Raw genomic sequence first — 24,109 nt, 5'->3', positions numbered from 1 at the left:
CGCACGTTGCTGCTGCGCGGATCAGGCAAAGCTTCAAAACAAGCGGCAAATCTACTCATCGCAACCTCCCGGGACGGAGAACTCATGAATCGATTTGCCTCAGTAAAACAACCCCTTATTCGACATACGCGATTCCCCTGCCCCTTGAGGGGAGGGGTTGGGGGTGGGGGTAACAGACTGAAAAACAGGGGTATTTTGATTGTTGGTTTGCTGCACAGAGTAGAGGGGCAGTTATGTCACGCTCCGGCGTGAATACCCCCACCCCTGCCCCCTCCCCTCAAGGGGGAGGGGAAATGAGAGGCTTCGGCTAAAGAGATAAGTTTTTGAAAATAATCATCTCTTTCACGGCCGGGCAAGGTTCATAGCGCATTCAAACGCGTTGTGTGTATGTAGTTGCCCTGCTGAAACGGGATGAGCCAGTCATGACCGATGGCGAAGACAAGCTGGTTCAATCATCTGAACTCTCCGGGCGGGAGACCGCCCGCCCGGACAGCAAACCGCCGCGCATGCGCATCACGCGCCGCCGCTTCTGGCTAACGGGCTGCGTTGCCGGGCTGGTTCTTGCCGCAGCCGGGGCAGGGGCCTTGCGCGTGGCGCTCGATGTGGCGGCGGTGCCCTCAGCCCGCAAATATGATGACCTGTCCGTTTCCCGGACAGTGCTCGACCGAAACGGCGATCTGCTGCGCGCTTTCACCGCCTCTGACGAGCGGTGGCGCCTGCCGGTGGACGTCTCCGCCGTTGATCCTCTTTATATAAGGATGCTCATCGCCTTCGAGGACCGGCGCTTCCGGGACCATGGCGGCGTTGATCCTCTGGCGCTGGCCCGCTCGCTCGGCCAGATGCTGATGGCGGGGCGCATCATCTCCGGTGGGTCCACCCTCACCATGCAGACCGCGCGTCTTGCCCGCGAGGCGGACACGCGCAGCCTGTCCGGCAAATATCAGCAGATGGTGGCCGCACTGGCCATGGAGCGGGATCTGTCCAAGGACGAGATCCTGCGGCTCTATCTTCTGCGCGCGCCCTTCGGCGGCAATCTGGAAGGCGTGCGGGCGGCAAGCCTCGTCTGGTTCGGTAAGGAGCCGGGCCGCCTGACGCCGGCAGAAGCTGCGCTGCTCGTCGCCCTGCCGCAGGCGCCAGAAGCCCGCAGGCCGGACCGGTCGCCGGAGGCTGCCCGTGTGGCGCGGGACCGGGTGCTGGACAGGGCCGTAGAGGCCGGTGTTCTGGATGAAGAAGAAGCAGAGGCCGCCAAGGGCGAATCTGTCCCTTCCGTCCGCCGTGCCATGCCGATGATCGCCCCGCACCTGACCCGCCAGGTGGTGAGCGCCAATCCGCAGGCCCTGGAGCAGCGCCTGACTCTTGACCGCAATCTGCAGCAGTCGCTCGAAGCCCTGCTGGCCTCGAAAGTGCGGGGCGGCAATTCCCGCCTTTCCGCTGCGGCCCTTGTGGCCGATCACACCACGGGCGAGATTCTGGCCTGGGTCGGTTCGCCCGGCCTCGAGGAAGAAAGCCGTCAGGGGCACGTGGACATGGTCACCGCCGTGCGCTCTCCCGGCTCAGCGCTGAAGCCCTTCATCTATGGGCTTGCCTTTGAGGAGGGGGTTGCGCATCCCGAAAGCTACATCGAGGACCGGCCCGTCCGCATTGGCGGCTACACACCGACGAACTTCGACATGTCCTTTCAGGGCACGGTGACCGTGCGCGAGGCTTTGCAGCTCTCGCTCAATATTCCTGCTGTCCGGCTGCTGGATGCGGTGGGGCCTGCCCAGCTGACTGCGCGTATGCGCCGGGCGGGCGTCGAGCCGGTCCTGCCCTCAGGTGTCGCGCCGGGCCTGGCCATCGGTCTTGGCGGCGTCGGCCTCAGCCTCAAGGATCTTGCAACGCTCTATGCGGACCTTGCCAACGGCGGCAAGGCAATGCCGCTGCGCTTTGACATGAAGGCTGCCGCCCGTCCCTCAGGCCTGCCGCTGCTGGAGCCTGCGGCGGCCTGGTATGTGGGCGATGTTCTTCTCGGCGTGCCGCGGCCCGATTCGAGCGGTGAGGGCGAAATCGCCTTCAAGACCGGCACGGCCTATGGCTACCGGGATGCGGTGGCGGCCGGATTCGATGGCCGGCACGTGGTGGCCGTCTGGACCGGGCGGCCGGACGGCACGCCGGTGCCGGGCATGACCGGCATCAATTCTGCCGCACCGATTCTCTTTGAGGCGTTCCAGCGGCTGGGAGCCAAGCGCATTCCCCTGCCGCAGCCGCCTGCCGGTGTGCTGCAGAGCGCCAATGCCGGATTGCCGCTGCCGCTGAAGGAAGCGCGTGTCCGTTCGCTCGACAGCGGAGGGCCCGTTGCAGCTCAGTCTGGCGGGACACAGTCTGTTCAGAAGAGCGCAGCGCTGCGAATCGCCTATCCGCCCGATGGCGCAGAGGTCGAACTTGGCCTTGCATCGGATCGGAATGCGGCGCTGGTGGTGAAACTTCAGGGCGGCCGCGGGCCCTATGCCTGGTTTGCCAACGGGCGCCCCGTTGGAACCGGCCAGTTCATGACCAGCCTTGCCTGGGCGCCCGACGGTCCGGGCGATTCTGTCATCACAGTCGTGGATGCGGATGGCCGCAGCGACCGGATCAGTGTCCGCCTGCACTGAACCAGACTGATCTTCAGCGCTTGCTGTGCGGTCACGGACGGCGGAAACTGCCCGCTGTTGCCGCTGTGCCGCGCCGAATCCGCTCTGCGGGACATTCTTTCAACAGGGGCACAGCTGCAGATTAACCAGGGAAGAAACGGATTCGTAAGGGTTTTTCCGCCCAGATCCGGCCCCACTGGTTACGGGAATCTTAAGATCACCCCCAAAGTCGTGACTTTCGTGCAACACCGCATTTTGAAAGCGGCTCCGGACCGGGGCTGGAGGGTGTTTCGAGGTTGAACGAAAAACGCGGATGGGTATGGTCACTGTGCGAGCGGCCTCCGGGTCGCACTGGATTGCCGTCCAAGGATCATACCTCCGGCCGGTGGCAATATCAGAACAATTCGCGGGGATCGGTGGAATTCGATTGTAGCCCAAGAGGGCGGCGGCGATGAACACCATTGATTGACTGATTTGGAGGTCAGAAAATGAACCTTAAGAGCATTCTGCTCGGCGCGGCTGCTGCCGCTGCTGCTGCCACCACCGCACAGGCCGCTGATCTGCCGGTCGCTCCGGAGCCGGTTGACTACGTTCGCGTTTGCGACGCTTTCGGCACGGGCTTCTTCTACATCCCGGGCACCGAGACCTGCCTCCGCGTTGGCGGCCGCGTCCGCGCTGACTTCTACTTCAACGACTTCGGCGACAGCAACAACAACTGGGATGAGCGTACCGACGCTGGCACCTCTACCCGCGCTCGTGGCTACATCCGTCTGGACGCTCGCACCAACACAGAATACGGTCTGGTTCGCGCCTACATCGACACCTACTTCACTGCCAACTCCGGCATCAATGACAGCTCTTCGACGTCCACGACGCTCGACAAGGCTTTCATCCAGTTCGGCAGCTTCACCTTCGGCCGCACCGGTTCGTTCTTCGACTACTACACCGGTGGCGCTTTCAACGGCCCGATCGGTCATGTCTGGTCTGACAAGGGCTCGACCTGGGTTGCTGCTTACACCGCTGCTTTCGGCAACGGCATCAGCGCTACCCTGTCGTTCGAAGATGGCACCTACCGTCAGGTTGGCACCACCGGTCACCGCATGCCGGACGTTGTTGCTAACCTGCGCGTCGACCAGGGTTGGGGTTCCGCTCAGCTGATGGGTGCTCTGCACGAAGCTCGTCTGGCTGCTACCTCGTCCAAGACCAAGGTTGGCTACGCTATCGGCGCTGGCGTGACCTTCAAGCTGCCGATGATCGCAGCCAAGGACTCCATCTCCTTCCAGGCTCAGTATGCTGATGGCGCTATCTCCTACGTCGGTGCTCCGAGCATCACCGGCCTGCAGGACGTCTACTTCGCCAACGGCACGACCAAGACCACCAAGGCTTGGTCGGTCAGCGGTGGTCTGACCCACTACTGGACCTCGCAGTGGTCGACCAACATCGACGCTTCCTACGCCAAGATCGACCGTCCGTTTGCTCTGGCTGACGTGACCCAGTGGGGCGTTTCGGGTAACCTCGTTTGGGAGCCGGTTTCCGGTCTCATCTTCGGTGGCGAGCTCGAGTACCGCAACCGTTCGATCAAGAACGCTGCTGACAAGGACTCCATCGCTGGTATGTTCCGCGTTCAGCGCACGTTCTAATCAGATCCTCTGGATTTGATGGAAACCCCGCAGCGAAAGCTGCGGGGTTTTTCTTTTTTCAAGATGCTGTGCGATTGCAGCGGTCGTTTTGCCGTGGTCTCGTCCAGTCTCTGCCTGTGGCTGTGGCATGACTAAGACCAACTCTCGATGAGCTTAACTCATCGAGAGTTGGTCAAGCCCGTGCAGCACCTGAGCAGTTTCAAGGCGTGATGCGTCAGCATCTCAGCGCCTTGGTATAAGCTCTGCCGGTCTACGGATCTGCCGGTCTTTCGTGGAGGCGGGCTTCAAGCGGAAGACTTCCTGCCGGGAGCCGCCCGATCAACCGTCCACTCTTGCCCGCAGAAAGTCCTCTATCGCCCTCTGGCTGAGGCTGTCCCACAGGAGCGGCGCGTGGCCTTCGTCCGGGATGGTCAGGCTTGAGAGATCCGGATGTGTGGCCGCCATCTCCTGCAGCGTGGCTTGCGTCAGCAGCCGGGAATTGGCGCCGCGCAGCACGAGTACCGGCCTGTCCAGCAACGGGGCGAACAGGGGCCAGAGTTCGGGCCAGGGTGTATCGGCGGTGATGGCTTCCATCGGCTTGTCCAGCGCGGGGTCGTGGTCAAAGATCACGCCTTCTTCGGTTGCCCTTCCGGCCTGTCTGGCGAATTTCAGCCAGCCGGCATCGTCGATCTTCGGGAAATCACGGGCGAGAGCGCTCTTCAGTGCGGCTGCCACGTCCTCGAAGCTGGCGTAGACCTGGCGCGCGGCAAAGCTGTCACGGATCTCGAGGAGCGCGCCGAGCTCGATTCGCGGCCCCACATCGTTGAGGATAGCCGCGCAGAAGATCTCACGCGGGATTTGCGCTGCCATCATCATGGCATGCAGCCCGCCGCGGGAGGTGCCCAGCACTGCAAAGCGGGGCAGGGCGGCCTGAGCCAGAAACAGGGCAATGTCAGAGGCTTCTACGGGCAGGCTGTAGTTGGTCCAGTTCTGATCCCAGTCGCTTCGACCGCGCCCGCGATAGTCGAGCGCATAGACCTTGCGGCCATTGGCGGCCAGAGCCTGTCCCACATCCGCAAAATCCCGGGTGTTGCGGCTGAGGCCCGGAAGGCAAATCAGCGGCACGGCACCGGGCACTTCAACAGGCGGATGCCAGACGCATCCGGCCAGCCGCAGACCATCTGCTGCGGTCCAGTGAAACTCTTCTGCCGTAATGCTCATGATCTCTCCCCGGCTGCCCGGCCGCTTGCCGCCGGTTTGCAGCCACCATTTGCGGATGCCGCAGGAGCAGCCATGCTACCTTGCTGCAACAGGTGTGCAAGGCCTGTCCGCAAGCGCAATCTGATGCCGTCTAAGCCATTGCCGCAAGGCCACTTGCACATTATTGTGCCGGACCATTCCCGCCTGAAATCTGCGGGAAAACAAAGTCCAACAAGGAATTCTGAAAATGTTCAAGGGATCGATACCAGCGCTGATCACTCCGTTCCGGAATGGCGCGGTCGATGAGAAACGCTTTCAGGATTTTGTGGACTGGCAGATCAAAGAGGGCAGCTCCGGCCTCGTTCCGGTGGGCACCACGGGCGAAAGCCCGACGCTGACCCATGACGAGCACAAGCGCGTGATCGAACTCTGCATCGAGGTGACGGCTGGCCGCGTGCCGGTGATCGCCGGCGCTGGCTCCAACAACACCACTGAGGCGATCGATTTCGCCCGCCATGCGGAAAAGGCCGGCGCGGACGCCCTGCTGGTGGTGACGCCCTATTACAACAAGCCGAACCAGGCGGGCCTGAAGGCGCATTTCCGGGCGATTGATGATGCTGTGGGCATTCCCATCATCATGTACAATATCCCGGGCCGCTCGGTCATCGACATGACGCCGGAGACCATGGCAGAGCTGTTCAGCACCTGCCGCAACATCAAGGGTGTCAAGGACGCGACGGCGAACATGGCGCGTGTCACCCAGCAGCGCAAGACTTGCGGACCGGACTTCCTCCAGCTTTCGGGCGAGGATATCACGGCGCTCGGCTTCAACGCCCACGGCGGGCAGGGCTGCATTTCGGTGACGGCCAATGTGGCACCGAAGCTCTGTGCCGATTTCCAGGCGGCAACGCTGCGCGGTGACTATGCCGCCGCGCTCGCCATTCAGGACCGGCTGGGTCCGCTTCACAACGCGCTCTTCATCGAGCCGAACCCGACCGGCGTGAAATATGCCCTGTCGCTCCTCGGCAAGATCGAGAACGAAGTCCGCCTGCCGCTTGTCCCGGTTTCGCCGGAAACGCAGGCCCAGATCCGCGATGCGATGGTGCATGCGGGCCTGATCAACTGAAATAGAATGACCGGAAGGGCCTGCGACCGCCCCTTCGGTCTGATTTATGACAAAACCTCTCCCTAGTCATCCCGGACGCAGCGAAGCGGAGATCCGGGACCGGTGAGCCAAGGCGCACCGGTTATGGCTCTGGAGAAAAACAACTTGCCCTCCGGCTCACCGGTCCCGGCTCGCGCTGCGCTTGGCCGGGATGACGAAGGAGGGGTAGGTTGTGTTGACAAACTGACCGGAAGGGCCGGGATGTGGCCCTTCCGCGTCCATGCAGGGAAGATGTGACCATGGCGCCCAAGTCTGGCGGCCCCGCCCGGACGGTTGTTTCGGACAACAGGAAGGCGCGGTTCAACTACGAGATCGAGGACGTTCTGGAAGTCGGCATCGAGCTGCGCGGCACGGAAGTGAAAGCCCTGCGCGGCGGCAAGGCCAACATTCAGGAATCCTACGCGGCGGAGAAAGACGGTCAGATCTGGCTCTATAATTCCTATCTGCCGGAATACCTTCAGGCCAACCGCTTCAACCACGAGCCGCGCCGCCCGCGCCGCCTGCTGCTGCACAAGCGCCAGATCGCCAAGCTGGCAGCAGCCGTGGCCAAGGAAGGCAAGACGCTGGTGCCGCTGAAGATCTATTTCAACGAGCAGGGCCGCGCCAAGCTGGAACTCGCCCTTGCCCGCGGCAAGAAACTGCATGACAAGCGCGAAACCGAAAAGGCCCGCGACTGGGCCCGCGAAAAAGGCCGCCTGCTGAAGTCCGGCAGCTGAAGTCTGAACGCTGGTGCTTGCTGGGGAACTGCTTCAGCTGACGTATCAGTCTTGTGCAATCCTTCTGGAAAACCCTGTGCCCAAGCCTGTTGGCAGCTTGTGAAAGAGCTGTTGGCAGGCTGTGGATATGTTGTGGGTAAAACTCATATGCGGCACGTTCATGCGCAAGACGCCGCCGCCTGTCACTGACCACACCGTATTCGTCATCCCATGACTTGATCATGGGATCCATGCCGTTCCGCTTCAGCTTGCGCCTGGTGTCATTCGGGTGCGATGCGGAAGATCTTTGCACTTGGATGGGAAGTGGAATGGATGCCATGATCAAGTCGTGGCATGACGGAGTGTGTGGCTGATGTGATTGGGCTGGTTGAAACGCTGTTTCGGTCTTGCCCGATCCGGATTTTGCCTGCTGTCGACAGGCTTTTGCAGCCGCACCGGACCATTCGCTACTTGTAACCGACCACACCGTATTCGTCATCCCATGACTTGATCATGGGATCCATGCCGTTCCGTTTCAGCTTGCGCCTGGTGTCATTCGGGTGTGATGCGGAAGGTCTTTGCTCTTGGATGGGCAATGGAATGGATGCCATGATCAAGTCGTGGCATGACGGAGTGTGTGGCTGATGTGATTGGGCTGGTTGAAACGCTGTTTCGGTCTTGCTTTTTCTGGATCTGGCTGGCTGAGAAGTGTCTGTTGCAGGCACGCCGGTCCACTCGCCACCTGTCACTGACCAAACCGTATTCGTCATCCCATGACTTGATCATGGGATCCATGCCGTTCCATTTCAGGTTGCGCCTTGTGGCATTCCGTTGCGATGTGGAAGGTCTTTGCTCTTGGTTGGGTAATGGAATGGATGCCATGATCAAGTCATGGCATGACGGAGACTATGGCTATGGTGCTGGGGAGCTCTAATGCATCGGGGAGAAGCCTTGCAGCTTCTCCCCGTGCCGTTTCACACCAAGGCTTTCGATGCTGACGCATCACGCCTTGAAACTGCTCATGCTATCAAAGCTTGCCCGTGCCGAACTTGTTGGTGCGGGGGAAGCCGGTGGGGGGCAGGCGGCCGGCCTGGCCCCGGTCGCCGCGCCAGTCGGCGAGATCGTCCATGGAGCGGTTGAAGCTGCGGCCCGAACTGTCGATCCAGACAAGACCTGCTTCGCCTGAGAAGACCACCGCATCGGCGACGCTGCCATCCCGGTAGCGCTGCAGGCGCACGCCGCGTCCGCGGCCCATTTCCGGCACCTGCGCCAGCGGGAAGACCAGCAGCTTGCGGTTCTGGCCGATAATGGCGACCTGATCGCCTTCCACCGGAATGCAGAGCACGGCCTCGTTCGGCGCGGTGACATTCAGCACCTGCTTGCCCTTGCGGGTGTTGGCGATGACATCGGCCTCCGGCACGATGAAGCCGCGTGCCTCGTCGCTGATCACCATCAGCTTGCGGCCCGGCTTGTGGATGAAGGCGCAGACGATGTCCTGGCCCTCGTCCATGTCCACCATCAGGCGCACCGGCTCTCCGTGCCCGCGCCCGCCCGGCAGGGTGGCGGCGGAAAGGGTGAAGAACTTGCCGGCGGTGGTCAGCAGCAGGATCTTGTCCGTCGTCTCGCCATGGAAGGAGAACTTCAACTTGTCGCCCTGCTTGAAGGCGACCGTTGCGAGGTCCTGCTGATGGCCCTTGAGTGCACGGATCCAGCCCTTTTCCGAGATGATGACCGTGACCGGCTCCTTCTCGATCATGGCCTGCTGGATGTCGCCGATGTCATGGTCCGGCGCTTCGGCCACATCGGTGCGGCGCTTGCCGAGCTCAGTCTCCGGGCCATAGGCCTTGGCGATTTCTGCCGTTTCCTTGGCCAGATGCGCCCACTGCTTGGCATCGGAGCCGAGCAGTGCGTTGATCGAGTCACGTTCGGCGCTGAGCTTCTCGTGTTCCTTGCGGATTTCCATTTCCTCAAGCTTGCGCAAGGAGCGCAGGCGCATGTTGAGGATGGCTTCCGCCTGCACGTCTGAGAGGCTGAAAGCGCGCATCAGCGAGGCCTTCGGCTCATCTTCCTCACGGATGATGCGGATCACCTCGTCGAGGTTGAGATAGGCGATCAGATAGCCTTCCAGCACCTCAAGCCGGTGCAGGATCTGCGCCAGACGGTGCTGCGAGCGGCGCACCAGCACTTCCTTGCGGTGGTCCAGCCACTCGCGCAGAACCTGCTTCAGGCCCATCACCATGGGCACCTTGCCCATGGACAGGACGTTGAGGTTCAGCGGGAAGCGGGTTTCAAGCTCGCTGAGCTTGAACAGGGATTCCATCAGAAGGGCAGGGTCGACGTTGCGCGAACGCGGCACCAGAACGACGCGCACGTCTTCAGCAGATTCGTCGCGAACATCGTCCAGCAGCGGCAGCTTGCGGGCGGTCAGCAGCTCGGCGATCTTCTCGATCAGGCGCGACTTCTGCACCTGATAGGGGATCTCGGTGACGACGACGACCCACTGGCCGCGCCCCAGATCCTCCACGGCCCAGCGGGCGCGGACGCGGAAACTGCCACGGCCGGTCTCATAGGCCTCCAGCAGCCCCTTGGGATCATCCACGAGAATGCCGCCGGTGGGGAAGTCCGGGCCCTTGAGATAAGCTAGCAGATCCCGCGTTTCGGCTTCCGGATGCTTGATCAGGTGCTGGGCGGCAAGGCACAGCTCATGGGCATTGTGCGGCGGAATGGAGGTCGCCATGCCCACGGCAATGCCGGAGGAGCCATTGGCGAGCAGGTTCGGGAAGCCGCCCGGCAGAACCAGCGGCTCGCGCTCTTCGCCGTCATAGGTCTCGCGGAAATCGACCGCGTCCTCGTCCAGCCCGTCGAGCAGGCGCTTGGCCGTGTCGGTCAGGCGCGCTTCGGTGTAACGCATCGCCGCCGCGTTATCGCCGTCGATGTTGCCGAAGTTGCCCTGGCCCTCGATCAGCGGATAGCGCTGCGCGAAATCCTGGGCAAGGCGCACAAGGGCGTCATAGACCGCCTGGTCGCCATGCGGGTGATACTTACCGATCACGTCGCCGACCACGCGGGCGCATTTCTTGAAGCCGGCACCGGGGTCCAGCTTCAGAAGGCGCATGGCGTAGAGCAGGCGCCGGTGAACCGGCTTCAGGCCGTCGCGCACATCGGGCAGCGCCCGGTGCATGATGGTGGAGAGGGCATAGGCAAGGTACCGTTCTTCCAGCGCTTCGCGCAGGTTGACGCCTTCAATGCCGCTTGGTGGAATCAGCTCGTTTCCCATGCTGCGAGCCATAGCCCGGATTGCCCCATCCACACAATTCTGCGGGGGTGGAAATGGCAGAATTCTGCAGGTTTTTCCCCGGTCTTGAGCGGTTTATCCGGGAAAGCCCATCAGGCCCGCCTGCTCATAGGCCTTGGCGAAGGCCGCTGTCATGCCGGTGCGCGTGGTGGAGAGGTCAAGACCGGCGGGGCCGGTGACGTGCCGGTCGAGGAAGAAAGCGGTGAGCGTGAAGCCGCCGGAGAGGTCGGTGAAGTTGATTTCCGTGCCCGGCTGGCGCTCGCCCTCCACCAGAAAGGCGGGCAGAGGCAGCAGCTTGTCCCGGTAGGGGGCCCCGGCATCGCGGCTGACGGCACGGGCGCTTTTGGGCGAAACATAGGCCAGATCCCAGGCCTGACCGGTGGCGGCGCAGCGGCTGAGGTCAAGGCCGAAGCCGAGTTCTGTCAGCAGCGCCAGTTCATAGCGCACGATCAGGGGACCGGCGATCAGCGGCTCGTGCAGGTGGTCCAGCACCACGGTGAGGGCCTGAAACAGGCCCTCATGCGCGGCGCGTTCCGGCAGCAGGCGGGTGAGGGCGGCCAGATGCTGCACGCCATAAAGTGCGCATGCTTCCTGCATCAGGAAACCGGCGCGCAAGGATAGGCCTTCAACGGAAAAAAGGCCGAGCTGGCCGGGCAGGCGGGCGCGCCAGGTGAGGCGCAGCGTGTTGCCGGGCTGCAGCAGCGGCGTCATGCGGGGCGAGCGGGCGGAGCGTACAAGGCCGAGATGCCGGCCCTGATGGCGGGTCATCACCTCGGCGACAGCCGCGCTTTCCCCTTGCAGGCGGCAGGAAAGGAGAACGCCGTCATCTGTCCATTCCATCGGCGTGCCACCCGGTTTCCCTGTTCTGTGTCCCGCGCCGGATCAGCGCGGGAATTCCAGCCCCATTTCGCGGTAACGCTCCGGATCATCGGCCCAGTTCTCGCGCACCTTGACGAAGAGGAACAGATGCACGGGCCGTTCCACGATTTCCGTCAGTTCGGTGCGGGCGGCCTGCGAGATGATCTTGATGGTCTGGCCCTTCTTGCCCAGCACGATGGCCTTCTGGCTGTCGCGCTCCACATAGATCGTCTGCTCGATGCGCACGGACCCATCCTTGCGCTCTTCCCACAGCTCGGTCTCGACGGTGGAGACGTAAGGGATTTCCTCGTGCAGGCGCTCGAACAGCTTCTCGCGGGTGATTTCCGCCGCCAGCATGCGCATGGGGGCATCGGAAACCTGATCCTCCGGATAAAGCCAGGGGCCGGGGCGCACTTCTCCGGCGAAATAGGCGAGAATGTCCGAAACGCCATCGCCGGTCAGGGCCGAGACCATGAAGGTGCGCTCGAAGGTGACGGTTTCGTTCGCGGTGGTGGCGACCTTCAGAAGCTTTTCCCGGTTGGCGACGTCCGTCTTGTTGAGGATCAGCACCTTCTTGCCGGGCATGTTTGCAAGGCGGCCAAGGATGCCTTCCACCTCTTCGGTCAGGCCCTTGCGCGCATCGATCAGAAGGGCGGTTACATCCGCGTCGCGTGCGCCGCCCCAGGCGGTGTCGACCATCGCCCGGTCCAGCCGGCGTTTGGGTTTGAAGATGCCTGGGGTGTCGACGAAGATGATCTGCGAGGCGCCATGCATGGCAATGCCGCGCACGATGGAGCGGGTGGTCTGGACCTTGTGGGTGACGATGGAGACCTTGGTGCCGACCAGCTGGTTGATCAGCGTCGATTTTCCGGCATTCGGCGCGCCGATGAGGGCAACGAAGCCCGCGCGGGTGCCGTCTGCGGTGTGAAGGGTATCCATGTCGGTCCCGGCGGTGCCGGGCAGGTCCTGATCGGTCAAATCGTCGTCTTTCAAGGTGTCATCCGGCGTGGCGGACAGCGGTCCGGCCCCGGCGGGTCAATCATAGCGGGTTTGTTGGGTGAGGCGAAGCATCCCGTGCATGGGCCTCGGGCGTCAGTCGCTCCAGACGCCTTCCCGCCGCAGCATGGTTTCGGCGGCAGCCTGTTCGGCCACGCGCTTGGAGTTGCCGCGCCCTTCGGCGCTGGGGAATTTTTCCACCTGCACGGCAACGATGAATTCCGGCGCATGGTCCGGGCCGGTGCGGTCCACCACCTTGTAGAGCGGTGCCGGCAGGCTCTTGGCCTGCACCCACTCCTGCAGGGTGGTCTTGGCATCGCGCAAGGGGCCGGAGAAGGTCAGCATGCGCGGCTCCCACAGGCGGCGCACAAAGTCTTCCGCCGTCTCGAAGCCCGCATCCAGATAGATTGCGGCAATCACGGCCTCGCAGATATCGGCCAGCAGTGCCGTCTTCTGGCGCCCGCCGGTCTGCGCCTCGCTCTGGCTGATGCGCATGTCATCGCCCAGCTTCAGCTCGATGGCGATTTCGGCGCAGGTCTCGCGCTTGACCATGTGGTTCAGGCGCCGCGCCATTTCGCCTTCGTCGGCACGCGGATAGTGCCGGTGCAGCATGCTGGCAACCGCAAGCCCGAGCACCCGGTCGCCGAGGAACTCAAGCCGCTGGTAGCTGCCGCCGGACGTGTCGGCCCCGGACAGGGCGCTGGCATGGGTCAGCGCCTGTTGCAGCAGGCTGCGGTCGGTAAACTTGTGGCCGATGCGCGCCTCGACGGCGGAAAGCATGTCTGTCTTGCGGGAAATGGTCATGCCGTCTCCTGCCTCAGATCGACTGGAACAGCCGGTCCCAACGGACGGACCAGGGCCAGTACCAGAACTGCCAGGCAGGCTGACCACCATCGACCGAGAAGAAGATCACTTCGGCGCGGCCGACAAAGTTGTCGAGCGGCACATAACCGACACCGCCCAGTTCCACCGGCACGCGGCTGTCGGTGGAATTGTCGCGGTTGTCGCCCATCATGAAGTAATGGCCGGCCGGCACCTTGAACGGGCGGGTGTTGTCGGACTGTCCGCGCGGGGTCAGGTCCAGCGTGTCGTAGCTGACGCCATTGGGCAGGGTTTCACGGTAGCGGGCGACGCGGCGCTCGTTGCCGAAACTGTCCTTGTCGATGAAGTCCTCGATGCGCTCGCGCGGGACGGCCTCGCCGTTGATATGCAGCACGCCATCGATCATCTGGATTTCATCGCCCGGGAGGCCGATCACACGCTTGATGTAGTCGGTGGAATTGTCGTGCGGGGTCTTGAACACGGCCACATCCCCGCGCTCCGGATCCGAGCTCAGCACGCGGCCGGAGAAGGGCGGCATGCCGAAGGGGAAGGAGTAGCGCGAATAGCCGTAGCTGTATTTCGACACAAACAGGTAATCGCCGATCAGCAGCGTGTTCATCATCGACCCGGAGGGGATGTTGAACGGCTGAAACAGGAACGTGCGCACGACCAGCGCGATCAGCAGGGCCTGAACGATCACCTTGACCGTTTCGCCAAGGCTGCCTTCCTTGGCTTTTTTCTTGTCCGTCACGCTCATGTCGTCCTTCATTCGTGCCGCGAGGCGCCATTGGCCTCAGTCTGTTGCAGCGACTTTTAGCCGTTCATGCCGGGGCTGGCAACGCAAGGCTTGGCGCAAGGCCTGCCACAAGCCTTTCTTGCTGCCTGTGGAAGCCTCAGGCCTGCTCGCGCACCGGCGGCGCAGGGGGCTCCGGCCAGTCCTGCGGCCAGGCGGAAATCACCACGAAGGCCTGCGCCAGCGGGTAGTCATCGGTAATGGTCAGGTCAATGCGGGCCTTGAAGCCTTCGGGCGTCAGCCGGGCAAGCCGTCCGGCGGCACTGCCCGTCAGTTCCAGTGTCGGGCGGCCACTCGGCAGGTTCACCACCCCCATCTCCCGCCATGCAACACCCATGCGGATGCCGGTGCCAAGTGCCTTGGAACAGGCCTCCTTTGCGGCAAAGCGTTTGGCATAGGAGGCGGCACGCTCAGCGCGCCGGTCGGAACGCTGGCGCTCCCGATCAGTGAAGACGCGGTTGGTGAAGCGGTCGCCGAACCGTTCCAGTGTCTGCTCGATGCGGCGGATGTCGATCAGATCGCTGCCGATGCCAAGAATCATGGCTGCCTTTCCCTGGCCCGTCAGAACGCGCAAGACATGGAATTAGGATGCCGGACAGGCATCTTCAAGCTATTCGGCCTTGCGGCTTGCGTCCCGGCGCTTTTCAAGGCGCAGGCGCTTGGCTTCCTGATAGGTGCGCACGCTCTGGAAAACGATGACATAGCACAGTGCACCGCAGACCAGTCCCAGCGGAATCCCGCCGATCAGCATGGGCTTGATCACCGGCCAGAGCGTATCGAACGACTGCTCCATCAGGTTGAAGCCATAGCGGGTGGCGCCTTCGCGGCGGGCAATCTCATGCTGGCTGGAGCCCAGGATCAGGTGGCCCAGTTTGTAGGTCGCAGCCCAGATGAAGGGAAAGGTCAGCGGATTGCCGACAGCCGTGCCAAGCGCCGAGGCCAGCATGTTGCCCCGGATTGCAAAGGCGCAGGCGGCCGCCAGCAGGAAATGAAAGCCCATCAAGGGGGTAAAGGAGGCGAAGGCGCCTGCCGCGAAACCTCTGGCGATTGCGTCCGGGCTTGCAGTCAGGCGCAGGACGCGCTTGCCGTAATAGCGGAACGACCGGGACCAGCTTTCCCGCGGCCAGACGGCGACGCGCATCTTTTGAAGCCGGGTTGGCGGTGTTCTGCGCTGAAACAGCATGCGGTCCTGTCTCCCTTTCCCGTTTTGCCCGCTCAGGCGAGGTTGCGGCTGCCCGGCTTCACGGCCGGAAGCGCCGCCAGTTCCGGCGGCAGCTTGTCCGGCTCATAAGCCGGCACCTTGTACTGTGTCAGCGATACAAGTGGCACGGTTGTGTCCGCCTCTCCGGCGGAGCGGTCAATCAGGCAGGCCACGGCCAGAACGTCTGCGCCAATTGCCTTCAGTGCGTCAACCGTCTCGCGGCTGGACAGGCCCGTGGTGACGATATCTTCAACGATGACGACGCGCGCGCCCTTTTCCATCTCGAAGCGGCGCAGGCGGAACTCTCCGCCCTCACGCTCCACCCACATGGCCGGAACGCCGAGGTGGCGGGCGGTTTCATAACCGGGGATCAGGCCGCCAAGGGCAGGGGAGACGACGGCATCGATCTTGCCAAGGCCGGCCGCCTCGATCTTCCGCGCCAGCGCCTTGCACAGGCGCTCGGTCTTCTCCGGATACATGAAGACGCGGGCCTTCTGCAGGAAGACCGGGCTGCGCAGCCCGGAGGAAAGAATGAAATGCCCTTCCAGAATGGCCCCCGCCTCGCGGAAAACGGCCAGGACTTCGTCCTGCGTCATCGTCCAAAGTCTCCGTCTTGTGCCGGGTCAGCCGTTGACACGTGTCACGCTCGACACGTTCGGCTTGGCCCGCAGCTGGTTGATGATACGGTTCAGATGTTTCAGATCCCATACCTCGAGATCGATGATCATCTGATGGAAGTCGGCCACCTTGCGGACCATCTTCAGATTGTCGATGTTGCCGCCATTGTCGCCGATCACCTGGGCGATGGCGGCGAGGGAGCCGGGCTCATTCAGCGCTGACACGTTGATGCGCGCCGGGAAACGCTCCGGATTGTCCACGTCGATGTCCCAGCGCACGTCGATCCAGCGGTCGCTCTGGTCGTCGAATTCCTTCAGCGCCGGAGACTGGATCGGATAGATAGTCAGCCCTTCCGAAGGCGTCAGGATGCCGACGATCCGGTCGCCGGGCACGGCGCCACCATTGGGGGCAAAGCTCACCGGAATGTCACCGGTCAGGCCGCGGATCGGCAGCGCCAGGCCATCGGTGCCCTGCGCGGCATCGGGAATGCGGAACTTGAGGCCCTGGCCCTTCTCGAGATCGAACCAGCCTTCACCAGGCTCCGGCTTCAGATGAGCTGTGCGCTCGTCCTGATAGTCCGGGTGCACTGCCTTGACCACCTGCTGCGCGCTCAACTCGCCGCGCCCGACGCTGGCCAGCAGGTCGGCAATGGTTTCCTGATTGAGCAGGCCGAGCACGCCATCCAGCAGGCCTTCCGAATAAGGCTTGTCCGCACGGTTGAAGGCGCGTTGCAGCACATGCTCGCCAAGGGCGCCATATTGCTTGCGGATGGATTCGCGGGTGGCCCGGCGGATCGCGGCCTTGGCCTTGCCGGTCACGGCAATCGATTCCCAGGCGGGCGGCGGCGTCTGCGCCTGCGAGCGGATGACTTCCACCTCGTCGCCATTCCGCAGTTCGGTCACCAGCGGCATGATCTTGCCGTTGATCTTGCAGCCGACACAGGTGTTGCCGATGCCCGTATGCACCGCATAGGCAAAGTCGATCGGCGTTGCCCCGCGCGGCAGGGCGATCAGGCGGCCCTTGGGGGTGAAGCAGAACACCTGATCGTGGAACAGTTCCAGCTTGGTGTTTTCAAGGAATTCTTCCGGCGTGTCGCCCTGCGACAAGAGGTCGATGGTGCGCCGCAGCCAGTCATAGGCGCGGCTCTCGTCCGTGTGCCGGGCAATGTTGCGCCCGCCCGTCTGCCCGTCCTTGTAGAGGGCGTGGGCGGCAATGCCGTATTCGGCCACCCGGTCCATCGCCTCGGTGCGGATCTGCAGTTCCACGCGCTGGCGGCTGGGGCCGACGATCGTGGTGTGGATCGAGCGGTAGTCGTTCTGCTTCGGCGTCGAGATGTAGTCCTTGAACCGCCCCGGCACGGTCGGCCAGGTGGTGTGGATGATGCCCAGCACCCGGTAGCAGGCCTCGGTGGTGCCGACGATGACGCGGAAGCCGTAAATGTCGGAAAGCTGCTCGAAGCCCAGCGACTTCTGCTGCATCTTGCGGAAGATGGAGTAGGGGCGCTTCTCACGGCCCTTGACCCGGGCGGCGATGCCGCGCTCGGCGATCTGGGCGGTCAGCAGGCTTTCGATCTCGCCGATCAGCCCGCCATTGCGCTCGCGCAGGCCCGTAAGCCGCTCGGCAATCGTGGCATAGGCTTCCGGATTGAGCACCTGGAAGGACAGGTCCTCCAGCTCCTCACGCATGTCCTGCATGCCCATGCGCCCGGCAAGCGGGGCATAGATCTCCATCGTCTCTTCGGCGATGCGGCCGCGCTTGTGCTCCGGCATGTGCTGGAGCGTGCGCATGTTGTGCAGCCGGTCCGCCAGCTTCACCAGCAGCACGCGCACATCATCGGCGATGGCGAGCAGCAGCTTGCGGAAATTCTCCGCCTGCTTGGTCTTCTGGGAAACGAGGTCGAGGCGCTTGATCTTGGTCAGGCCTTCGACAAGCTTGCCGATTTCCTCGCCGAAGACCGTGTCGATCTCCGCGCGGGTGGCATCCGTGTCCTCGATGGTGTCATGCAGCAGCGCGACGGCAACGGTCGCATCATCCAGCCTGAGATCGGTCAGGATGGCAGCCACTTCGAGCGGATGGGAGAAATAGGGATCGCCGGAAGCGCGGGTCTGGGACCCGTGCTTCTTCATGGCATAGACATAGGCCTTGTTCAAAAGGCCTTCATCGGCATTCGGATTATAGCGGGTAACCCGTTCGACAAGCTCGTATTGGCGCATCATGGCCGCAGCAGACACCCTTGGACACAGATTGCAGCACCAGGGCTTGCCAACTCAGATGACCCGCCTCATGCCGGAAATCAGATGTCGTCCGAACGCTCCGGCGGCACAAGGCCTTCCAGACCGCGCAGCAGATCTTCTTCCGACATGCGGTCGAACTCAACGTTCGAATCGTCTACCGCATTGACCTGGGTGCCGCCAGAATTGCTGGACGGAACGAGCGGTACGGCTTCCGCCTCCGGCTCATCCACTTCCACATATTTCTGCAGAGAATGAATGAGGTCTTCCTTAAGATCTTCCGGGCTCACCGTCTCATCTGCGATTTCTCGCAGGGCGACGACCGGATTCTTGTCGTTGTCGCGATCGATGGTCAGCGGCGAACCGCTTGAGATCATCCGGGCGCGATGTGCTGCCAGCAGCACCAGCTCGAACCGGTTATCAACCTTGTCGATGCAATCCTCGACGGTCACGCGCGCCATAGGACTTCTCCATATGTTCTGGAATTCAAGTGATGAGCGTATATTAGCAACTGCACCTTAGCGCAACCCTCGCTGTTTCGTGATTGAGCATGAGGCGTCACAAGGGTGAAAAAATGGCTTGAGAACCTTTCACATGCGCAAATGGGGGCCATATTTACGATTGCGGAGTGCTGCGCCAATGTAGTACCCAACTGTTGCGCCCATCAAAAGACGTCCAAATAATGGCGTTCAGTTAAAAGTTTAACTTTTGCTGCCTGGGAAGCAACGTAAACGAGCGAGTGATTGTTTATACAAGTCAATCAATTGCGCCTGATATTTTGAGTGCTGCGCCAAAGCCCTCTGGCGCCGGAAAGGAATTGCCTTATGTTTGATTCGAGAGAAAAGATTGCTTTGTTTATCGATGGTGCGAATTTGTATTCGACGGCAAAGGCGATCGGTTTCGATATTGATTACAAGATGCTGTTGAAGGAGTTTCAAAGCAAAGGCTATTTGCTGCGCGCCTATTACTACACTGCGATCATTGAGGATCAGGAGTATTCCTCAATTCGTCCGCTGATTGATTGGCTCGATTACAACGGTTACAAGGTTGTGACGAAGCCGGTGAAGGAATTTGTCGATTCCAGCGGCCGCCGCAAGGTCAAGGGCAATATGGATATCGAACTTGCTGTCGATGCCATGCAGCTGGTCGATAGCGTTGATCACATCGTCCTGTTCTCGGGGGATGGTGATTTCCGCTCGCTGGTCGAAGCTTTGCAGCGCAAGGGCCGTAAGGTAAGCGTTGTCTCCACGCTTCAGACCCAGCCGCCGATGATTGCCGATGATCTGCGCCGCCAGGCCGACCACTTCATTGAACTGGCGAGCCTTGCCAACCGCGTTGGCCGTGATCCCGCCGAGCGCCCCTCGCGTGCATCGGACCGTGACCGCGACATCGACGAAGACGACGACTACTGAGGCCTGAACCGCATATGGCTGGTGTTGCTCTGGACCCGGCACGCGATTGTCCGCTGTGCCCGCGTCTCGTTGCCTTCCGCGAAGAGCACCGGCGTCTGTCGCCGGACTGGTTCAACGCGCCCGTGCCGTCCTTTGGCGACAAGGCACCGTCCCTGCTGATCGTTGGCCTTGCGCCGGGCTTGCGTGGTGCCAACAGGACAGGGCGGCCGTTTACCGGGGATTATGCCGGCGATCTTCTCTACGAGACGATGATCGACTTCGGCTTTGCCAGGGGCGTCTATGAGGCGCGTCCGGATGACAGCCTTGAGCTGGTGGATGCCCTGATCACCAATGCAGTGCGCTGCGTCCCGCCGGAGAACAAGCCGACCGGCCCGGAAATCAAGACCTGCCGGCCGTTCCTGATTGCAACGCTTGACGCCATGCCTTCGGTCCGCGCGGTGCTGGCGCTGGGGCGCATTGCCCATGACACGTTCCTGACCGCTCTGTCGCTGCCGCGTGCGAAATCACCCTTCGTGCATGGGGCAGGGCATGACATTCAGCTGTCCGGACGGCCGGTGAAGCTTTTCGACAGCTATCACTGCTCCCGCTACAACACCAACACCGGACGGCTGACGCGGGAGATGTTCCGCAGCGTCTTCACTTCGATCCGCGCTCACGTGGATAAGACCAGCTCTTTACGGGTCTGATCAGCCGTCAGACAGGCTTGCGGACGGGCCGGGCTGCGACCAGCCTTCCGGGCCCAGGTGCTCCTGCGGCTGGAAACGCTCCTTGTAGGCCATCTTCTGCGATCCCTCGACCCAATAGCCGAGATAGACATAGGGCAGACTCAGCCTGCGGGCGCGCTCGATATGCTCAAGGATCATGAAGGTGCCGAGGCTGAGGCTGTCGACGGCCGGATCGTAGAAGGAATAGACCATCGACAGGCCGTCGGCCATGCGGTCGGTCAGGGCAACACCGATCAGCGGCCCGGTGCCGCGCCGGGTGAGGAACGTGTCCGGCCCGCGGCGCCGGTACTCGATGACCATGGTGTCCACATGGGTGTCTTCCACCATCATCGCATAGTCCAGCACGCTCATTTCCGACATGCCGCCATTTTCATGCCGGGCCAGAAGATAGGTGCGGAAGAGGTCGTATTGTTCGCTGGAGGGGGAGGGCGGCAGCTCGGCGCCAACCAGCCAGCTGCCCTTCTTCCATGTGCGCTTGAAGGAGCTGGTCCACTGGAAATCCGCCACCCGCACCCGCACCGAAACGCAGGCCCGGCAGGCCTCGCAGGCCGGACGGTAGGCGATGTTCTGACTGCGGCGGAAGCCGCCCTGCGTCAGCACGTCATTGAGGGCAGGGGCCTGATGACCGACCAGATGGGTGAACACCTTTCGCTCCTGCCGGCCCGGCAGATACGGGCACGGCGCGGGGGCCGTCAGGTAGAACTGGGGATGGTCGATCGGGTGCCGGGTCACGTCGGAAGATCTGCCTCTCGTTGCAGACAATGATATCCCGACAGGATGGCGCGGCAAGAGGGAACGTCAAGCACCCATTTCCGGCAATTTCCGGTGCCGGAACGCCGCGCAATCCGGTCTGATGTCAGAAACGGCGGTCCGCGTTGATGACGACGGTTCCAAGGATGATGTCATGCAGCAGGCGCTTGCGGTCTGACACGAGGCTGACCAGCAGCACCAGCGGCGTCAGCAGGGTGACGGAGAACCAGAACAGCAGCGCATGCATCGCTGCCAGCAGGGCATAGGGCTTGCCGCCGTGCCACAGGCGCATTTCGAGCCCCATGGCGCGCATGCCCAGCGTTGAAGCGCGCTCGCCGCCCAGTGTGATGGCGGTGTAGGTCAGCGCCACGCCCTGCCACAGGAAGGCATAGGCGAACCAGGCAAGGCCCAGCGTGAAAATGCCTAGGAAGAAGATGAGTATTCCCGCCATCACGGTGAAGAAGGCGATGATGGCCGTGTCGATCAGGAAGGCCATGATGCGCTTGCTGCGCAGCCCGCTGAAAAGTGCAGGATCATCGGTGGCGCCAAAGCCGCCGCGCCTGGGTTCCAGAATTTCAGCCTGATAGGACATTGCCGCCTCCGTTTCTGCCATTCATGTGGGAAGAACGGGACGAACAGTCAATTGTTCCGTTCCAGTTTGCCGTCAGGGTTTTTGGTATGCCCGCCAGCTTCACCGCGCAGCGTGCTGCCTCAGGCCATCACCTCGGCCACGTTCATCTGCCGCACCGCGTAGCCGCGTTCGCGCAGGGCTTCGATGATGGCCTGGCCGTGGGCGGCGTCGAAGGTCTCGAAGGTCACATCCAGCGTTGCGCCCTTGGCCGGCACGTTGAGGAACAGGCGGTGGTGCGACACGTCCACCACATTGCCGCCGCGCCCGCCGATGAGAGAGGTGATTTCGCCCAGTACACCCGGCCGGTCCGGCGTGTCGATGCGCACCGAGACAAGGCGGCCATCGCGGGAGAGCTCGCGGATCACGATGGAGGAGACGAGGCGCGGGTCGATGTTGCCGCCGCACAGCACCAGCCCCACCTTCTTGCCCCGGAACAGCTCCGGCGCCGTCAGCAGCGCGGCAAGGCCGGCAGCCCCTGCGCCTTCCGCCAATGTCTTCTGCTGGGTCAGGAACAGGTTGATGGCCCGCTCGATGGCGCTTTCCTCGGCCAGAATGATGTCATCGACCAGTTCGCGCACGATCTTGCGCGTGAGGGCGCCGACGTCCTTGACGGCAATGCCCTCTGCGATCGTCGGGCCGCCGCAAGGCAGATCCTGGTCATGCACGGCACTCCACATGCCCGGATAGAGCCGCGATTCGACGCCCACGATGGAAATCCCGGGCTTCAGGCCCTTGGCGGCCACGGCCATGCCGGAGATCATGCCGCCGCCGCCAACCGGAATGACGAGACACTCCAGGTCCGGCACGTCTTCAAGCATCTCCAGCGCGATGGTGCCCTGGCCGCGGATCACATGCGGATCATCGAAGGGATGCACCCAGACGAAGCCCTTTTCCTCCGACAGGCGCTGCGCTTCAGCCGTTGCCCCCACCAGCGTGTCACCAGCCAGAACCACTTCGGCGCCATAGCCGCGCGTGGCGGTGATCTTCACGAAAGGCGTCGTCTCCGGCATGACGATGGTGGAGGGAATGCCGAGCCGGCCGGCGTGATAGGCGACAGCCTGTGCATGGTTGCCCGCCGACATGGCGATGACGCCGCGCCGGCGCTCTTCCGCCGTCAGCGACAGCAGCTTCACCAGCGCCCCGCGCTCCTTGAAGGCGTTGGTGACCTGCATGTTCTCGTATTTGACGAAAACCTCGGCCCCGGTCAGCGCCGACAGCTTGGGCGCGGGCAGGAACGGCGTGCGCAGCACGGCTCCCCGGATCAGACGCGCCGCCTCTTCCACATCGGCAAGGGAAAGCGGCAGGGGGCCAGAAGCCTGTTTTTCAGAGGTCTGGCGATCAGAGGGGCTATGCATGGATCCGTCCGGAAATGGGCGGCCTCTCAGAGGCCGCTTTTGAGAAGCTCTGCCACGCGGGGCGCGAAATAGGTGAGAATCCCGTCCGCTCCGGCGCGCTTGAAGGCCAGAAGGCTTTCCAGCATGGCGCGTTCGCCGTCAAGCCAGCCATTGGCGGCAGCGGCCTGGATCATCGCGTATTCACCCGACACCTGATAGGCATAGGTCGGCATGCGGAAGGTGTCCTTCACCCGCCAGACAACATCCAGATAGGGCATGCCGGGCTTGACCATCACCATGTCGGCGCCTTCGGCAATGTCCAGTTCCACCTCGCGCAGGGCCTCGTCCGTGTTGGCCGGGTCCATCTGATAGGTGCGCTTGTCGCCGATCAGCGTCTTGGAGGTCCCCACCGCGTCGCGGAAGGGGCCATAGAAGGCCGAGGCATATTTGGCGGCATAGGCCATGATCTGCGTGTCGCGGTGGCCGTTGGCATCCAGCGCCCGCCGGATGGCGCCGATGCGTCCATCCATCATGTCGGAGGGCGCAATCACGTCTGCGCCTGCTTCCACCTGCGTCAGGGCCTGACGGCAAAGCTGATCGACGGTCTCGTCATTCAGGATGCGCTCGCCATGCATCAGGCCATCGTGGCCGTGGCTGGTGTAGGGGTCCAGCGCCACATCGGTGATGAGGCCGATGTTGAGGCCCGCCTGCTTGATGGCGCGGCAGGCGCGGCAGATGAGGTTTTCCGGATTGAGGGCCTCGTTGCCCGCATCATCGCGCAGGCCGGGATCGGTGTAGGGGAAGAGCGCCAGCGCCGGGATCGACAGGCTCGCCGCATATTCGGCCTCGCGCACGGCTTCATCCACCGACATGCGCTCGACGCCCGGCATGGAGGGCACCGGCTGGCGGATGTTGCTGCCATCGACGAGGAAGATCGGCCAGATCAGGTCATTCACGGTCAGGGCGTTTTCCTGCACCAGCCGGCGCGCCCAGTCGGCGCGGCGGTTGCGGCGCAGGCGGCGGCCGCCGAGAATGTCATCAATGTGCTCGGGGGAAACGCTGTGGAACGGGCTGGACATGGAGCGGGTCCTGGAATTCGGAAGTTTTGATCATGCGTGATGGGCGCGGACTGTAACAACAGCGCCGCCGTGATGC

21 protein-coding genes are annotated in these 24,109 nt (G+C 62.8%); 6 read left to right on the top strand and 15 right to left on the bottom strand.

All coding sequences use genetic code 11. The annotated features are described in order from the left end of the window. Nucleotides 1–422 precede the first annotated feature (422 nt). Both pbpC and IF10I1_RS18480 read left to right on the top strand, forming a co-directional pair. On the top strand, nt 423–2,630 hold the full coding sequence (gene pbpC, locus IF10I1_RS18485; RefSeq protein WP_186393788.1) for a penicillin-binding protein 1C: 2,208 nt from the start codon (nt 423–425) through the stop codon (nt 2,628–2,630). A gap of 467 nt (nt 2,631–3,097) precedes the next feature. Further along, complete coding sequence (locus IF10I1_RS18480) at nt 3,098–4,249, top strand: porin (protein ID WP_186393787.1); 1,152 nt, start codon at nt 3,098–3,100, stop codon at nt 4,247–4,249. 318 nt (nt 4,250–4,567) lie between these two features. Here the strand turns inward: IF10I1_RS18480 and IF10I1_RS18475 are convergent, their stop codons facing one another. Next, nucleotides 4,568–5,449 (bottom strand): alpha/beta fold hydrolase, encoded by an 882-nt coding sequence (locus IF10I1_RS18475; RefSeq protein WP_186393786.1) that lies wholly within the window; start codon nt 5,447–5,449, stop codon nt 4,568–4,570. A 226-nt stretch (nt 5,450–5,675) separates the two neighbouring features. Here IF10I1_RS18475 and dapA point away from each other — a divergent pair, with 226 nt between their 5' ends. After that, entirely contained in the window at nt 5,676–6,554 is an 879-nt protein-coding gene (gene dapA, locus IF10I1_RS18470) for a 4-hydroxy-tetrahydrodipicolinate synthase (protein ID WP_094463740.1), read from the top strand. Between the two features lie 278 nt (nt 6,555–6,832). Next, complete coding sequence (smpB, locus tag IF10I1_RS18465; RefSeq protein WP_186393785.1) at nt 6,833–7,309, top strand: SsrA-binding protein SmpB; 477 nt, start codon at nt 6,833–6,835, stop codon at nt 7,307–7,309. 1,006 nt (nt 7,310–8,315) lie between these two features. Here smpB and parC read toward each other — a convergent pair. The 10 genes from parC to rpoZ all read right to left on the bottom strand — a co-directional run bounded on the left by parC (nt 8,316) and on the right by rpoZ (nt 18,563). Continuing rightward, the gene (parC, locus tag IF10I1_RS18460; protein WP_123193972.1) at nt 8,316–10,565 is read right to left on the bottom strand and encodes a DNA topoisomerase IV subunit A; all 2,250 of its coding nucleotides are present in this window, start codon (nt 10,563–10,565) and stop codon (nt 8,316–8,318) included. A 93-nt stretch (nt 10,566–10,658) separates the two neighbouring features. After that, nucleotides 10,659–11,423: a DNA repair protein RecO gene (recO, locus tag IF10I1_RS18455; protein WP_186393784.1), complete on the bottom strand. Its 765-nt coding sequence runs from the start codon at nt 11,421–11,423 to the stop codon at nt 10,659–10,661. Between the two features lie 42 nt (nt 11,424–11,465). Next, a complete protein-coding gene (gene era, locus IF10I1_RS18450; RefSeq protein ID WP_186394033.1) occupies nt 11,466–12,380 on the bottom strand; it encodes a GTPase Era in 915 nt (304 codons plus the stop codon). Nucleotides 12,381–12,533: 153 nt separating this feature from the next. Then, entirely contained in the window at nt 12,534–13,241 is a 708-nt protein-coding gene (gene rnc, locus IF10I1_RS18445) for a ribonuclease III (protein WP_174235457.1), read from the bottom strand. A 13-nt stretch (nt 13,242–13,254) separates the two neighbouring features. After that, complete coding sequence (lepB, locus tag IF10I1_RS18440) at nt 13,255–14,016, bottom strand: signal peptidase I (RefSeq protein ID WP_050471409.1); 762 nt, start codon at nt 14,014–14,016, stop codon at nt 13,255–13,257. 136 nt (nt 14,017–14,152) lie between these two features. Then, the gene (acpS, locus tag IF10I1_RS18435) at nt 14,153–14,593 is read right to left on the bottom strand and encodes a holo-ACP synthase (RefSeq protein WP_186393783.1); all 441 of its coding nucleotides are present in this window, start codon (nt 14,591–14,593) and stop codon (nt 14,153–14,155) included. 69 nt (nt 14,594–14,662) lie between these two features. Beyond that, nucleotides 14,663–15,235, bottom strand: a complete 573-nt coding sequence (locus IF10I1_RS18430; RefSeq protein WP_058900231.1) for a DUF2062 domain-containing protein — start codon at nt 15,233–15,235, stop codon at nt 14,663–14,665. Nucleotides 15,236–15,267: 32 nt separating this feature from the next. Next, nucleotides 15,268–15,849: an orotate phosphoribosyltransferase gene (gene pyrE / locus IF10I1_RS18425; RefSeq protein ID WP_186393782.1), complete on the bottom strand. Its 582-nt coding sequence runs from the start codon at nt 15,847–15,849 to the stop codon at nt 15,268–15,270. A 27-nt stretch (nt 15,850–15,876) separates the two neighbouring features. Further along, on the bottom strand, nt 15,877–18,087 hold the full coding sequence (locus IF10I1_RS18420; RefSeq protein WP_050471293.1) for a bifunctional (p)ppGpp synthetase/guanosine-3',5'-bis(diphosphate) 3'-pyrophosphohydrolase: 2,211 nt from the start codon (nt 18,085–18,087) through the stop codon (nt 15,877–15,879). A 77-nt stretch (nt 18,088–18,164) separates the two neighbouring features. Beyond that, on the bottom strand, nt 18,165–18,563 hold the full coding sequence (rpoZ, locus tag IF10I1_RS18415) for a DNA-directed RNA polymerase subunit omega (protein WP_019962555.1): 399 nt from the start codon (nt 18,561–18,563) through the stop codon (nt 18,165–18,167). A gap of 363 nt (nt 18,564–18,926) precedes the next feature. On the opposite strand from rpoZ, the gene IF10I1_RS18410 reads away from it, so the two are divergent. Beyond that, nucleotides 18,927–19,514, top strand: a complete 588-nt coding sequence (locus tag IF10I1_RS18410; RefSeq protein ID WP_050471294.1) for an NYN domain-containing protein — start codon at nt 18,927–18,929, stop codon at nt 19,512–19,514. A 14-nt stretch (nt 19,515–19,528) separates the two neighbouring features. Next, complete coding sequence (locus IF10I1_RS18405; protein WP_186393781.1) at nt 19,529–20,200, top strand: uracil-DNA glycosylase; 672 nt, start codon at nt 19,529–19,531, stop codon at nt 20,198–20,200. Here the strand turns inward: IF10I1_RS18405 and IF10I1_RS18400 are convergent, their stop codons facing one another. The 4 genes from IF10I1_RS18400 to hemB form a co-directional block, all read right to left on the bottom strand. Beyond that, nucleotides 20,201–20,971 (bottom strand): arginyltransferase, encoded by a 771-nt coding sequence (locus IF10I1_RS18400; RefSeq protein ID WP_186393780.1) that lies wholly within the window; start codon nt 20,969–20,971, stop codon nt 20,201–20,203. 124 nt (nt 20,972–21,095) lie between these two features. Continuing rightward, the gene (locus IF10I1_RS18395) at nt 21,096–21,581 is read right to left on the bottom strand and encodes an RDD family protein (RefSeq protein WP_186393779.1); all 486 of its coding nucleotides are present in this window, start codon (nt 21,579–21,581) and stop codon (nt 21,096–21,098) included. A 119-nt stretch (nt 21,582–21,700) separates the two neighbouring features. Continuing rightward, on the bottom strand, nt 21,701–22,975 hold the full coding sequence (locus IF10I1_RS18390; protein WP_186393778.1) for a threonine ammonia-lyase: 1,275 nt from the start codon (nt 22,973–22,975) through the stop codon (nt 21,701–21,703). Between the two features lie 26 nt (nt 22,976–23,001). Then, a complete protein-coding gene (gene hemB, locus IF10I1_RS18385; protein WP_186393777.1) occupies nt 23,002–24,033 on the bottom strand; it encodes a porphobilinogen synthase in 1,032 nt (343 codons plus the stop codon). Nucleotides 24,034–24,109: the final 76 nt, after the last annotated feature.

This window comes from Pannonibacter sp. I15F10I1 (assembly GCF_900185665.1).
In the GTDB taxonomy this organism is placed as follows: domain Bacteria; phylum Pseudomonadota; class Alphaproteobacteria; order Rhizobiales; family Stappiaceae; genus Pannonibacter; species Pannonibacter indicus.
The sequence above is the reverse complement of the archived record's forward strand: the minus strand, read 5'-3'. Positions and strand labels throughout refer to the sequence as shown.

Coding starts and splice junctions, on each gene's coding strand:
- pbpC (WP_186393788.1), top strand. CDS start 423: ATGACCGATGGCGAAGACAAGCTGGTTCAATCATCTGAACTCTCCGGG.
- IF10I1_RS18480 (WP_186393787.1), top strand. CDS start 3,098: ATGAACCTTAAGAGCATTCTGCTCGGCGCGGCTGCTGCCGCTGCTGCT.
- IF10I1_RS18475 (WP_186393786.1), bottom strand. CDS start 5,449: ATGAGCATTACGGCAGAAGAGTTTCACTGGACCGCAGCAGATGGTCTG.
- dapA (WP_094463740.1), top strand. CDS start 5,676: ATGTTCAAGGGATCGATACCAGCGCTGATCACTCCGTTCCGGAATGGC.
- smpB (WP_186393785.1), top strand. CDS start 6,833: ATGGCGCCCAAGTCTGGCGGCCCCGCCCGGACGGTTGTTTCGGACAAC.
- parC (WP_123193972.1), bottom strand. CDS start 10,565: ATGGGAAACGAGCTGATTCCACCAAGCGGCATTGAAGGCGTCAACCTG.
- recO (WP_186393784.1), bottom strand. CDS start 11,423: ATGGAATGGACAGATGACGGCGTTCTCCTTTCCTGCCGCCTGCAAGGG.
- era (WP_186394033.1), bottom strand. CDS start 12,380: ATGGATACCCTTCACACCGCAGACGGCACCCGCGCGGGCTTCGTTGCC.
- rnc (WP_174235457.1), bottom strand. CDS start 13,241: ATGACCATTTCCCGCAAGACAGACATGCTTTCCGCCGTCGAGGCGCGC.
- lepB (WP_050471409.1), bottom strand. CDS start 14,016: ATGAGCGTGACGGACAAGAAAAAAGCCAAGGAAGGCAGCCTTGGCGAA.
- acpS (WP_186393783.1), bottom strand. CDS start 14,593: ATGATTCTTGGCATCGGCAGCGATCTGATCGACATCCGCCGCATCGAG.
- IF10I1_RS18430 (WP_058900231.1), bottom strand. CDS start 15,235: ATGCTGTTTCAGCGCAGAACACCGCCAACCCGGCTTCAAAAGATGCGC.
- pyrE (WP_186393782.1), bottom strand. CDS start 15,849: ATGACGCAGGACGAAGTCCTGGCCGTTTTCCGCGAGGCGGGGGCCATT.
- IF10I1_RS18420 (WP_050471293.1), bottom strand. CDS start 18,087: ATGATGCGCCAATACGAGCTTGTCGAACGGGTTACCCGCTATAATCCG.
- rpoZ (WP_019962555.1), bottom strand. CDS start 18,563: ATGGCGCGCGTGACCGTCGAGGATTGCATCGACAAGGTTGATAACCGG.
- IF10I1_RS18410 (WP_050471294.1), top strand. CDS start 18,927: ATGTTTGATTCGAGAGAAAAGATTGCTTTGTTTATCGATGGTGCGAAT.
- IF10I1_RS18405 (WP_186393781.1), top strand. CDS start 19,529: ATGGCTGGTGTTGCTCTGGACCCGGCACGCGATTGTCCGCTGTGCCCG.
- IF10I1_RS18395 (WP_186393779.1), bottom strand. CDS start 21,581: ATGTCCTATCAGGCTGAAATTCTGGAACCCAGGCGCGGCGGCTTTGGC.
- IF10I1_RS18390 (WP_186393778.1), bottom strand. CDS start 22,975: ATGCATAGCCCCTCTGATCGCCAGACCTCTGAAAAACAGGCTTCTGGC.
- hemB (WP_186393777.1), bottom strand. CDS start 24,033: ATGTCCAGCCCGTTCCACAGCGTTTCCCCCGAGCACATTGATGACATT.